The organism is Pseudomonas rustica (assembly GCF_018336155.1).
Classification (GTDB): domain Bacteria; phylum Pseudomonadota; class Gammaproteobacteria; order Pseudomonadales; family Pseudomonadaceae; genus Aquipseudomonas; species Aquipseudomonas rustica.
This window is the reverse complement of sequence record NZ_JAGYHF010000003.1, coordinates 422,408-434,817: the sequence shown is the minus strand read 5'-3', so window position 1 is coordinate 434,817 and position 12,410 is coordinate 422,408. Positions and strand designations below refer to the sequence as shown.

The following is a 12,410-nucleotide window of genomic DNA, read 5'->3' as shown; positions in this document are numbered from 1 at the left end:
CGATCTATGAAACCGCGCCTCAGTTTGTTGACCGTGTGCCTGCTCCTCAGCGCCTGCGGCAGTCCCGTTCAGCGCCCGGACAGCGGCGTGCAAGCCCCCGCTGCGTGGCAATCGCCACACAGCGCCAGCGTCGCCCGCAACAACCCGCAATGGTGGACACAGTTTGGCAGCCCGGAGCTGGATCGTCTGATCGAACAGGCTCGCGTCGGCAGTTTTGACCTTGCCGCTGCGGTGGCGCGCGTTCAGCAGGCGCAGGCCAGCACGGTGATTGCTGGCGGCTCGTTGCTGCCGGAGGTCAAGGCCGGGCTGAATGCCAATCGGCAGAAACTGTTGCGCGGCAAGGGTTATAGCCAGCTGGATGCCGACAGCAATAACAAGGCAGTGGACTATTTCGATGCCAATTTGAGCGCGACGTACGAGATCGATTTCTGGGGCGGTAAACAGGCGTCTCGCGACAGTGCGCAATTTGCGTTGCAGGCCAGCGAATTTGATCGCGCGACCGTTGAGCTGACGTTGCTCAGCGGCGTTGCCAATACTTATGCGCAAACCTTGTCGTTGCGTGAGCAGAGCCGCATTGCCGGACTGAATCTGGCTAACGCGCAAAGCGTGCTGAAACTGGTGCAGACGAGGTTTGATTCCGGCTCGGCGACAGCGCTGGAACTGGCGCAGCAGAAAAGCCTGGTCGCCGCCCAGCAACGGCAACTGCCGCTGGTGCAACAACAGGCGCAGGATGCGTTGATCAGCCTCGCCGCCCTGCTCGGCCAACCGGTGCAGCAACTCGCGGCCAATCAGGAATCATTCGATCGCCTGCAATGGCCGGGGATTGCCAGCGGTGTGCCGAGCGATTTGCTCACCCATCGCCCGGACATTGCTCGCGCCGAAGCACAATTGGCGGCCGCCGAGGCTGACGTCAAAGTCGCTCGCGCCGCGATGTTGCCCACTGTCACATTGACGGCGCAGCTCGGCTCTGGCGCTGATAAATTTGATGACTTGATCCGCAGCCCTTTCTACAACCTGACTGCGGGGCTGGTCGCACCCATCTTCAATAACGGCCGCCTCAGCGCTGAGCGCGACAAGGCCACGGCGCGTCAGGATGAGCTGCTGCAAACCTATCGCGGCGCGATCATCAACGGCTTCGCCGACGTCGAAAAAGCCCTCAACAGCATTCGCGGGCTGGACGAACAACGCCAGTGGCAGAGCGAAGAACTGAGTCAGGCGCAGACCGCTTTCAACATCGCCCAAAGCCGTTATCAGGCCGGGGCCGAAGACTTGCTGACGGTTTTGGAAACCCAGCGCACGCTGTATGCAGCGCAAGATCTGAACGTGCAACTGCGGCTGTCGCGGGTGCAGGCGAGCATCGCGCTGTACAAGGCGCTTGGGGGTGGGTGGCGGGTTTTCTGAAGATCAAAAGATCGCAGCCTTCGGCAGCTCCTACGAGGGATCAGTGTAGGAGCTGCCGAAGGCTGCGATCTTTTGCTTTAAGCCTTGGCTTTCAGATTGCGCGCATACCACGGCCGTTGCGGCACGCGGCGGAACAGGTTGGCGAGTTTGTTTTCGTCTTCGCCGAAGGTGATGCGCAGGGCCAGTTTCATGGTTTCCGGATCCATCTCCACTGATCGGCCCATCTGCAAGCCCGGTGTAGTGCTGCAACCGTGCGTATCCGGCCCCAGCCATGGATCAGCGATTTCCACCCAGCGACCTGGCGCGAACCACTTCACGCCGTTGACCTCAAGGCGCGTGACCTGGCCCGGATGGAAGCGCTCGTGCGCGCGATACCAGTCCTCGATGCGATCATCGATCCAGCCATGAAAATGCCAGAACACCGGGTTCACATGGGATGAAAACGGGTCGCCGAGGAAATCGTTTTCCGCGGCGAACCAGCGGGCGGCGAAGTCATCCAGATCACGCGCCAGCGGCACCGGCTGACCGTTGGAAGGGTCACGCGGCACCGACGCCCAACGCATGTGCAGCCAGTCGTGCAGGCCCAGCTCTACTTCTGAACCAAACTGGCCCAAAGTGAGCTTCGACAGATATTGCGGATCGCGGTACTGCGATTCCCAGACTTCAAAATTGCTTTGATAGGTCTCGGCGGTTTTCAGGTCGCTGACCCATTGGGTGTATTCGTCATCTTCGGCCGCCAGCCAGGTCGGCGGCAGGGCCGTGCCATCGTGGTTGTCGAAGTAGCGCGCGAAGCCCTGGCGATCACGGATCAGCTCCGGTTGCGGCAATGGGAAAAACTGCCACGACGGCAGATCCATCATCGAGCGCGCTGTGCCGAGCATGTGCCGGTGCATGAAAAAGAAATCGATGCCGGAGCCGTTGCGATCCTTGTGCGTGCCACGCGCATCCCGCTCCTGGTCACGCGGCCCGGGCTGCCAGCCGAGGCCGCGCAGGGCATTGCGCTTGTCCTCGGGCAGCGTGTGCCATTTGTCGCGGGTGGCGTGCCAGACCTGATGGAACAGACGATGTTCGGGTGACACCAACCATGCCAGCAACGGCGCATTCAACGGCGTGCGCTGGCGGGCTTCGGGGAACAGGCATTTGACGGCGATAAAGCGATTGTCCTGCGCGGGCAAGGCCAACGGGCGATCGAGGCGATGCACCGTGCCACTGAGGGTGCCGCTGCCTGCATTGCCGAAGTCAGCCCAGACTTCATCGAGGATCATGTTCAGTTCGTAATCGACGCGACCGTCCGTGCCGAGCAACCGCCAACTGAGTTTCGAGGCCTCTGCCCCGGCCAGATCGCCAAGAATTCGGTAACGAGGTGTTTCGTCACTGCGCAAACGCTCGGCAGTGTCGAGGAAGCCATTGACGCCCCGGCCCTTCTGACCGATGTCGAGAAACACTTCCAGCCCTTCAGCCGGCAAGCCATCGAGGCCGGCGTCAGTGCCGGTAAACCGAATTTTCCAGACACCGCGCAAGGCATTGGACAAGCGCTGCCCGGCCACGTCGGCGACATCGAACGACGCCTCACCGGGGGTGATCGTCGGATCCGGCTTCGTCCATTCACGGTGCCCGAAATAAGCCGCCGGAACGGCAGCGCCGGTCAACGCCAGGCCTGCCATGAACCATCGTCGAGAAATCCTCATTGCCCTACCTGTGTCAGCCCTGAAGCAGGCTTTATCCAAGCTAGAACGTTTGCTGCGCGGGTAAATTTATGTGGGTTTGAAAAGATCGCAGCCTTCGGCAGCTCCTACATGCAATGTATATCCCTGTAGGAGCTGCCGAAGGCTGCGATCTTTTAACCCGGCGACCTAAATTCCACGGCCATCCACTCGTTCTTCCCAGATAGCAAAGGCCTCTGCGCCTGCACCTCGACGGCGAACCTGACTGAGATGGCAATGACAAAACCACGTTCGAAAAATGCTCTTTTCATCGGCCTGCCGCTGGCTATGGCGGTCAGCGCCGGCGCTGCTTTTGCGGTGTGGGACATTTGGTTCAAGGACAATCCCGGCTACCCGCACAAAGTCATGCAGCAGGCCGAAGCGCTGCACGAGCACATGCTCTCGTTCGACAGCCACATCACCGTCACCCAGGATTTCGGCACCACCGGCAATGAGGTCGACAAGGACGGCAGCGGCCAGTTCGACCTGGTCAAAGCCAACCGTGGTCGCCTGTCCGGTGCAGCGTTGACGATTTTCGGCTGGCCGGAAATCTGGAACGGCGCCAACGCCCCGCACAAACCCACCGCCGGTTTCGTCGACGAGGCGCGCAACCAGCAGGAGATCCGCTACAAGATCATTTCCGGCATGGTGCGCGACTTCCCCAATCAGGTCGGGATCGCCTACACCCCCGCCGATTTCCGCCGCCTGCACGGCGAAGGCAAGTTTGCGATTTTCATCAGCATGCTCAACGCCTACCCCCTCGGCCACGACCTCAACTTGCTGGATCTGTGGACGGCGCGTGGCATGCGCATGTTCGGTTTCAGCTACATCGGCAACAACGACTGGGCTGACTCGTCGCGGCCGTTGCCGTTCTTCAACGATTCGCCGGACGCCCTCGATGGCCTCTCGGATCTGGGCAAGCAAGCGGTCAAACGCCTCAACGATCTGGGCGTGATCATCGACGTCTCGCAGATGTCGACCAAGGCCCTTGAACAAGTCGCGCAACTGAGCCGCACACCGTTGGTGGCGTCGCACTCCGCACCAAGGGCGATGGTGGATATTCCGCGCAACCTCAGCGACAAGGAAATGCAGCTGATCAAAAACAGTGGCGGCGTGGTGCAGATCGTCGGCTTCTCGCAGTACCTGCGCCCGCTGACCCAAGGCACTCAGGACAAGCTCAACGAACTGCGCAAACGCTACGACCTGCCGCCGTTGCCAAACCTGGCCATGGCGCTGATGCCGGGCGATCCGATCATCGCCGCGTGGTCGGAGCAGAAGTTTGGCGAGTACGCCGGTCAGCTCTACGCGATTCTCGAAGAGGAACCGAAAGCCAGCCTCAAAGACTTGGGCGACGCCATCGATTACACCGTGCGCAAGATCGGCATCGATCACGTCGGCATCAGCTCCGACTTCAACGAAGGCGGCGGTGTCAAAGGCTGGGAGAACGTTGGCGAGATCCGCAACGTCACCGCCGAATTGCTCTCGCGCGGCTACTCCGAAGCCGACATCGCCAAGCTCTGGGGCGGCAATTTCCTGCGCGTCTGGGATCAGGTCGAGAAATCCGCCAAACCGGCAGTGGCCGCTGCTCAGGACACCGTCAAGCCATGAGCAATCGTCGTGACTTTTTGAAGCAGGCCGGAATCCTCGCGGCGGCGCTGCCACTCGGCGCGAGCCTGCCGAGCGTTGCTGCCCCCACGCCGATCGCGCCTTTGCCGCGCGATAAATGGGCGCAGTTGCAGCAGCTGTTCAATCAAGATCCCGAGTACCTGCACTTCTCCAACTTCCTCATCACCAGCCACCCGAAACCGGTGCGCGACGCCATTGAAATGCACCGCGCCGCGCTCGACAAAAACCCGGGACTGGCGATGGACTGGGACGTCGGCGTGATCGAACAGCGCGAACACGACGTGCGCGTGTGGGCCGGCCAATACCTGCAAGCCGATGCCAAGCAGATCGCCCTGACCGGCAGCACCACCGAAGGCCTGACCATGATTTATGGCGGCGTGCACGTGCGCGCCGATCAAGAAATCCTCACCACCGAACACGAGCACTACGCCACCCACACGATTCTGGAACTGCGCAGCGAACGTGAAGGCACCAAGGTGCGCAAGATTCGCCTGTTCGACGATCCGCAAACGATCAGCGAGAAACAACTGCTGGCCAACATCGACCGCAGCATCCGCCCGGAGACCCGCGTGCTGGGCATGTGCTGGGTGCATTCGGGCAGCGGCGTGAAGCTGCCGCTCGGCGCGATCGGCGCGCTGGTCGACAAACACAACCGTGGGCGCAGCGATGCTGACCGGATCATTTACGTGGTCGACGGCGTGCACGGATTTGGCGTTGAAGACCTGAGTTTCCCGGAGATGAATTGCGACTTCTTCATCGCCGGCACACACAAATGGATGTTCGGCCCACGTGGCACCGGCATCGTTTGCAGCCGCACGCCGGAGGTGAAATACGTCACGCCGATCATCCCGACCTTCTCCGAGGCTGAGCACTTTTCCACGACGATGACCCCGGGCGGTTATCACGCCTTCGAACACCGCTGGGCCCTGACCGAGGCGTTCAAGTTGCACCTGCAATTGGGCAAAGCCGAGGTGCAGGCGCGCATCCATGAACTCAACAGCCACCTGAAAAAACGTCTGCTGCAACGCCCACAGATCGAACTGGTGACGCCGTTGAGCCCGGAGTTTTCTGCCGGTTTCACCTTCTTCCGGGTCAAGGGCAAGGACAGCGACAAGATCGCCGCGCACCTGATGGCCAACCGTGTGGTTGCCGATGCCGTCGAGCGTGACGTCGGCCCGGTGATCCGCACCGCACCGGGGCTGCTCAACAACGAAGCGCAGATCGACCGCTTGCTGAGCATCCTCGACCAGGCCCTGTGAGCCTGCCCTCTTTTTCCTTTTTAGCGAGACGCGAAATGAACACTGAGTTACCTCGTTTTTCCCTGAAAGCCCTGCCCGCTTTGGTGCTCGCCGCCCTCGCCGCCGGCCTCATGCCGAGCGCCGCTCAGGCCGCCACGCCACCTGCGCCGGGCAAAGTGTTCAAGGACTGCAAGGACTGCCCGGAAATGGTCGTGCTGCCCACCGGCACCTTCACCATGGGCACCCCGGATGACGAAGTCGGCCGCGAGCCCGATGAAAGCCCGATGCACCCGGTGACGTTCGCCAAACCCTTGGCCATCAGCCGTTTTCAGGTGCTCAAGGGTGAATGGTTCGCCTACCTGAAGGACACCGGCTACCAGATGCCGGACGGCGACGACCGCCCGGGCCGCGCGTGCAAAGCGGGGATTCCGGACTATCAGGGCAGCGACCCGCGCAAGCAATACACCGACCGCCACCCCGCCGTGTGCATGGACTTCGCCGAGGCCAATGCCTACGTCGCGTGGCTGTCGAAAAAGACCGGCAAACAATACCGACTGGTCAGCGAATCCCTGCGCGAATACGCCGCCCGTGGCGGCAGCAGCGGGCCGTTCCCCTTCCCGTTCGATGAAGGCAAGGAATACAGCATCGCCAAGCACGCCAACACCTATGGCGCCGCCGACGGCTACAACTTCACCGCCCCGGCCGGCAGCTTCGCGCCGAATGCGTTTGGCGTGTACGACATGCACGGCAACGTCTACGAATGGACGGCCGATTGCTACAACGAAAACTACGTCGGCGCACCGAGCGACGGCAGTGCCTGGCTGACCGGCAAGTGCGAATTCAAGCGCATTCGCGGCAACGACTGGGGCGAGGCGCCGGTGTTCTCCCGCTCCGGCAACCGCAACGCGCTGGTGCCGGGTGATCGCGGCGACTGGATCGGCTTCCGGGTCGCCCGCGATCTGTAACCGCAGCGCCCCTTAAATTAACCACCCCTCCAGTCGTTTTACAGGTGGGCGCGATCCATTGCGACGCGCCCCCGCCCTCTACGCACCCAGGCGAAGCCCGCGACCGATGCCGGCCTTCGCCGTTCTTTCAAGCAGGGAACCTCCATGAGCAAACCAACACGCGGGGTGATCAATGAATTGTTCACCCTGCTCAAACCCTTTCGTCTGATTGTTGCCGGCTCGATCCTGCTGGGCATGGTCGGTGGCCTGAGCGTCACGGTGCTGCTGGCGACAATCAATAATGTGCTGCATGCCGAGGGCGGCCTGACCAACACCGTGGTCGCCGCGTTCGCCGGGTTGTGTCTGCTGGCACTGGTCAGTTCGATTTTCTCCGACATCGGCACCAATTACGTCGGCCAGAAAATCATCGCCAAACTGCGCAAAGAGTTGGGCGAAAAGGTGCTCTCAGCACCGATCGAACAGATCGAGCGCTATCGCAGCCATCGGCTGATTCCGGTGCTGACCCATGACGTTGACACCATCAGCGATTTCGCCTTTGCCTTCGCGCCGCTGGCCATTTCCCTCACCGTGACACTCGGCTGCATGGGCTACCTGGCAATGCTGTCGTGGCCGATGTTTCTGATGATGGTGGTGGCGATCATTATCGGCACTGTTGTTCAGTACATCGCTCGCGGCCACGGCATCAAAGGCTTCATGGAGGCTCGCGATTCCGAAGACGAATTGCAAAAGCACTACAACGCCATCGCTGAAGGCGCCAAGGAACTGCGCATCCACCGCCCACGTCGTCATCGCATGTTCGTCTCGGGTATCGAGCACACCGCCGACAAAATCTGCGACACGCAGATTCGCTCGGTGAATATCTTCGTGGTCGCAAAAACCTTCGGTTCGATGCTGTTCTTTGTCGTGATCGGTTTGGCGCTGGCCCTGCAATCACTTTGGCCGAGCACGGACAAAGCGGTGATGAGCGGCTTCGTGCTGGTGCTGCTGTACATGAAAGGGCCGCTGGAGCATTTGATTGGCACGCTGCCGATTGTCAGCCGCGCGCAGATCGCCTTCCGCCGCATCGCCGAGTTGTCGGAACAGTTCTCCTCGCCAGAGCCGCACCTGTTGCTCAGCGATCAGGGCAATCGCAAAACCCCGGTGCACAGCCTCGAACTGACCGACGTCGCCTACAGCTTCCCGGCGGTCGAAGGCGCCACGCCGTTCAGCCTGGGCCCGGTCAACCTGAAGATCGAACAGGGCGACATCGTTTTCATTGTCGGTGAAAACGGTTGCGGCAAGACCACCCTGATCAAGTTGCTACTGGGCCTGTACGCACCACAACAAGGTGAGATTCGCCTCAACGAGCAAGTGGTCACCGCCCTCACCCGCGACGATTACCGCCAACTGTTCACGACGATTTTCGCCGACTACTACCTGTTCGACGACGTGGTGCAGGGCGACACGCACATCCCCGAAGACGCCAACCAATACCTGCAACGCCTGGAGATCGCGCACAAGGTCAGCGTGCGTGACGGCTCGTTCACCACCACCGACCTGTCGACCGGTCAGCGCAAACGTCTGGCATTGGTCAATGCCTGGCTGGAAGAGCGTCCAGTGCTGGTCTTTGACGAGTGGGCGGCGGATCAGGATCCGACCTTCCGGCGCATCTTCTACACCGAGCTGCTGCCCGACCTGAAGCGTCTGGGCAAAACCATCATCGTCATTTCCCACGACGATCGTTATTTCGATGTCGCCGACCAATTGGTGCGGATGGAAGCGGGAAAAGTCATCACGGAACTGCAAACGGCGTAAATAGCCACGATTCTCATTCTGGTTTTCTGAGGCTCGTGCGTCTAATTAAGAATCGATAACAACTACAACCCAATTAAAACCTGCAAGAGTGAAACACAATGCCAGCAATTCCGGGGATTCCACGTTTTACCAAGGCGCTGATCATGCGTCGCATGTTGCAACCTGGCTTCAGCGCTACCGCCTTCAGCATGGCCCTCGCCTTGCCGTTCAGCGCCCACGTTCAGGCTGAAGAAGTGAATTTCAATATCCCTGCGCAATCGCTGGCAAGCGCACTGCAGGCATTGGGCACGCAATCGAACATGCAAGTGCTGTACAGCGCTGATGACGTACAGGGCCTGCGCAGCCAACCGGTCAGCGGCCGGTTGTCGCCGTCGCAAGCGCTGTCGAAGATGCTGGTGGGGACCGGCGTCATGTTCACCGTGCAGGACAACACCGTCACCGTGCGCGGCAGATCGAGCGGTAACTCGCTGGAGCTGGGCGCGACCAACATCAATGGCCGAGCGGTTGAATCCGCCTATGGCCCGGTCGACGGCTATGTCGCGACTCGCAGCGCCACCGGTACCAAGACCGACACGCCGATCCTGGAAATCCCGCAGACCATCAACGTGATCACTGCCGAGCAAGTGCAGACCCAGGGCGCACGCAACCTGACCCAGGCCCTGCGCTACACGCCGGGCCTGAACGTCGGTGGTTTCACCGACCGCAACGCCATCGCCGACGAAATCACCAGCCGTGGTTTTGCACCGACGCCGCTGTACCTCGACGGCGCCTACCTGCCGTACGCCGGCAGCCTCGGCGGCGCACCGCAGATCGATCCGTACACCCTTGAGCGCATCGAAGTGCTCAAAGGCCCGTCCTCGGTGCTATACGGTCAGAACCAGCCGGGCGGCATCATCAACATGGTGTCCAAGCGTCCGACCACCGAGCAGCGCAGCCAGGTCAAACTGGGGGCCGGCAGCTACGATCGGGTCAACGGCGCATTCGACACCAGCGGCCCGATCGACGATCAGAAAGAGTTCACCTACCGCGTCGTTGGTGTTGGCAAAAAAGGCGGCCAACAGGTCGATCACACCCACAGCGAGCGTATGTTGCTGGCGCCGAGCCTGACCTGGACGCCAAACGACGACACCTCGCTGACCCTGCTTGCGCAGATCCAGCGTGACGACGGTCTGGAAGACTATCAGGCGCTGCCGATGATCGGCTCGCTCAAGCGCGGCCCGAACGGCGAGCGCATCGACCGCGAATTCTTCTCCGGCGACTCGAAATACAACGACTACAAACGCGACCAGTACGTCTTCGGCTACGACTTCACCCACAACCTCACCGAAGATTTGAAGTACCGCTCCACCGCGCGTTACACCGACGTGCGCGATGACTACAAAGGTTTCTACCTGCGCAGCTTCGTCACCGATGACGCCGGCGTGACCGACTACACCCAGGCCAACCGGGTCAAGCTGAACTGGAAACAGCACAACACCGCGTACACCGTCGATAACAACCTGGAATACAAATTCAACACCGGCGCGCTGGAACACACCACGCTGATGGGCGTGGATTATCGCCACTTCAACCGTAAGTACGACGGCTACAACGCCTACAACGTGTTGCCGATCAACCTTTACGGCGCGAACAACAACTACGACACCAGCAGCGTCACGCCGCAACTGGACACCAAGTGGGACAACACCATTCGCCAGACCGGTGTGTACCTGCAAGACCAGATCAAACTGGACAAGTGGATCCTCACCATCGGTGGCCGCCAGGACTGGGCCGAAGTGGAAAACAAGGATCTGCTGGCACGCACCGTCGAAGAAAAGCGTGACCACAAATTCACCAGCCGCGTGGGCCTGACCTACGTCACCGACTTCGGCCTCGCGCCGTACGTCAGCTACTCGGAATCGTTCCTGCCGACCCTCGGCACTGCAGCGCCTGAGCGCGGTGGCAAAGGCTTTGAGCCGACCGAAGGCGAGCAATACGAAATCGGTGTGAAATACCAGCCGTTCGACCAGACCCTGATCACCGCTTCGGTGTTCCAGATCAAACAGAAGAACGTGCTGACCGGCGACACCGAGTACCCGCAATACCAGGCGCAGTCGGGTGAAGTGCGCTCGCGTGGTGTCGAACTGGAAGTCAAATCGACCTTCGACAACATCGACGTGATGGCGGCCGCCAGCTACCTCGACTCGTTCTACACCAAAGACACTTGGGGCAACGAAGACAACCGCAGTGAAGCACAGTCGCCTGTTTCGGCGCTGGTGTGGGCCAACTATCACTTCACCCAGGCTTCGCTCAACGGTCTGACCTTCGGCGTCGGCGCCCGCTACACCGGTCGCAAGCCGGGTGATGCGGCGAACTCGTTCGACGTGCCGTCCTACGTTGTCTACGACACCACCGTCAGCTACGACATGGGCAAACTCTCGCCAAGCCTGCGCGGCGTGCAGACCAGCGTGAACGTGCAGAACATCTTCGACCGTGAGTACATCTCGGACTGCAACTACTCGTTCGGTTGCTACTACGGCCAGGAGCGCGTGGCATCGGTTGAAGTGTCTTACGACTGGTAAGCCACCCCACCGACAAAAAAACCGGGCGATTGCCCGGTTTTTTTATGCCCTGAAACCCGCTTTTTTGTAGGAGCTGCCGAAGGCTGCGATCTTTTGCTTTTGAAGATCAACAGATCGCAGCCTTCGGCAGCTCCTACAGGGGATGTGTTTAGTGTGAGATGGCTGTGCGCAGGCTTTGGGTGAGTTGGGTGTAGACGTTATCGATGTCCGGCACCACGCTCTGCAGACGCAGGAAGTCGTGAATCAAACCTGTGTATTCGATCAGCTCCACGGTTACGCCGTGCTCTTGCAGACGCCGGGCATAAGCGCGGCCTTCGTCGAGCAATGGATCGTGGCCAGCCAAGGTGATGACGGCCGGGGCCATGCCTTGGTAATCCGTCGCCAGCAGCGGTGAGAAGCGCCAGTCGAGACGATCCGCCGCGTCGTTGGCGTAGTGCCGGTAGAACCACTCCAGCGTCTCGCTTTCCAGCAGATAACCTTCGCCAAACAGCTCGGTCGAGGGGCTGCTGGTGGAGGCGTCCGTTACCGGATAGCAGAGCAGTTGCAGGCAAGGCGTGATTGCCAGTGAAGCCGGATCGAGCGCCGCTTGCAGGGCCAACACTGTCGCCAGTGTCGCGCCAACACTGTCGCCACCGAACGCCACGCGGTTGATGTCCAGACCTTCAGCCACGGCGTGCTGCGCCAGCCACGCCAAGGCATCAGCGCCATCATTGAGCGGCGTTGGAAACTTATGTTCCGGCGCCACGCGATAACCCACCGACAACACCGCGCACGGCGTACGCGCGCAAAACTCGCGACACACGCCGTCATGGGATTGCAGGCTGCCGACCACATAACCGCCACCGTGGAAATACACCAGCACCGGCAGCGCCTCGGCCTGCGCATTGGCGGGCCGATATAAACGCAGCTCCAGACTGGCGCCATCACGCGCGGTGTACGGCACCGTCACGACACTGACATCCGTCGGCGCGCCCCAGCGCAACTGCACCGTGGTGCGCTCGAAGGCTTCCCGGGCCTGAGCCGGCGTCGACAAATGAAACGGGCCGGGGCCATCGGCCTGGCTTTCTTCGGCCAAGTCGAGGAAGGCATTGAGTTCCGGATGCAGGGACATCGCAGGTTTCC

The 12,410-nt window shown here is 60.9% G+C and carries 8 protein-coding genes; 6 read left to right on the top strand and 2 right to left on the bottom strand.

Annotation, left to right across the window (positions count from 1 at the left end; genetic code table 11):
• Positions 1–6: 6 nt before the first annotated feature.
• Positions 7–1,401: an efflux transporter outer membrane subunit gene (locus KFS80_RS07445; protein ID WP_212544388.1), complete on the top strand. Its 1,395-nt coding sequence runs from the start codon at positions 7–9 to the stop codon at positions 1,399–1,401.
• A 77-nt stretch (positions 1,402–1,478) separates the two neighbouring features.
• On the opposite strand, the gene pvdP is transcribed toward KFS80_RS07445, so the two are convergent.
• Positions 1,479–3,089, bottom strand: coding sequence for a pyoverdine maturation tyrosinase PvdP (gene pvdP, locus KFS80_RS07440; RefSeq protein ID WP_212544387.1), 1,611 nt, complete (start codon positions 3,087–3,089; stop codon positions 1,479–1,481).
• A 252-nt stretch (positions 3,090–3,341) separates the two neighbouring features.
• Here pvdP and pvdM point away from each other — a divergent pair, with 252 nt between their 5' ends.
• From pvdM to KFS80_RS07415, 5 genes are all read left to right on the top strand, one after another.
• Positions 3,342–4,712, top strand: a complete 1,371-nt coding sequence (pvdM, locus tag KFS80_RS07435) for a dipeptidase (protein WP_212544386.1) — start codon at positions 3,342–3,344, stop codon at positions 4,710–4,712.
• Positions 4,709–5,989 carry a pyoverdine-tailoring periplasmic protein PvdN gene (gene pvdN / locus KFS80_RS07430; RefSeq protein ID WP_212544385.1) on the top strand — a complete coding sequence of 427 codons (1,281 nt, stop codon included), beginning with the start codon at positions 4,709–4,711 and terminating at the stop codon, positions 5,987–5,989. The genes pvdM and pvdN overlap by 4 nt, the downstream gene beginning before the upstream one ends.
• Positions 5,990–6,024: 35 nt before the next feature.
• The gene (pvdO, locus tag KFS80_RS07425) at positions 6,025–6,933 is read left to right on the top strand and encodes a dihydropyoverdine dehydrogenase (RefSeq protein WP_212544384.1); all 909 of its coding nucleotides are present in this window, start codon (positions 6,025–6,027) and stop codon (positions 6,931–6,933) included.
• Positions 6,934–7,077: 144 nt separating this feature from the next.
• Positions 7,078–8,727, top strand: a complete 1,650-nt coding sequence (locus KFS80_RS07420; protein WP_212544383.1) for a cyclic peptide export ABC transporter — start codon at positions 7,078–7,080, stop codon at positions 8,725–8,727.
• Positions 8,728–8,825: 98 nt separating this feature from the next.
• A complete protein-coding gene (locus tag KFS80_RS07415; RefSeq protein ID WP_082341413.1) occupies positions 8,826–11,288 on the top strand; it encodes a TonB-dependent siderophore receptor in 2,463 nt (820 codons plus the stop codon).
• 148 nt (positions 11,289–11,436) lie between these two features.
• On the opposite strand, the gene KFS80_RS07410 is transcribed toward KFS80_RS07415, so the two are convergent.
• Positions 11,437–12,399 carry an alpha/beta hydrolase gene (locus KFS80_RS07410; protein ID WP_212544382.1) on the bottom strand — a complete coding sequence of 321 codons (963 nt, stop codon included), beginning with the start codon at positions 12,397–12,399 and terminating at the stop codon, positions 11,437–11,439.
• Positions 12,400–12,410: the final 11 nt, after the last annotated feature.

Bases quoted from the DNA above. Each gene is read 5' to 3' on its own strand.
- pvdM (WP_212544386.1), top strand. From the start codon at position 3,342: ATGACAAAACCACGTTCGAAAAATGCTCTTTTCATCGGCCTGCCGCTG.
- KFS80_RS07445 (WP_212544388.1), top strand. From the start codon at position 7: ATGAAACCGCGCCTCAGTTTGTTGACCGTGTGCCTGCTCCTCAGCGCC.
- pvdN (WP_212544385.1), top strand. From the start codon at position 4,709: ATGAGCAATCGTCGTGACTTTTTGAAGCAGGCCGGAATCCTCGCGGCG.
- KFS80_RS07420 (WP_212544383.1), top strand. From the start codon at position 7,078: ATGAGCAAACCAACACGCGGGGTGATCAATGAATTGTTCACCCTGCTC.
- KFS80_RS07415 (WP_082341413.1), top strand. From the start codon at position 8,826: ATGCCAGCAATTCCGGGGATTCCACGTTTTACCAAGGCGCTGATCATG.
- pvdO (WP_212544384.1), top strand. From the start codon at position 6,025: ATGAACACTGAGTTACCTCGTTTTTCCCTGAAAGCCCTGCCCGCTTTG.
- KFS80_RS07410 (WP_212544382.1), bottom strand. From the start codon at position 12,399: ATGTCCCTGCATCCGGAACTCAATGCCTTCCTCGACTTGGCCGAAGAA.
- pvdP (WP_212544387.1), bottom strand. From the start codon at position 3,089: ATGAGGATTTCTCGACGATGGTTCATGGCAGGCCTGGCGTTGACCGGC.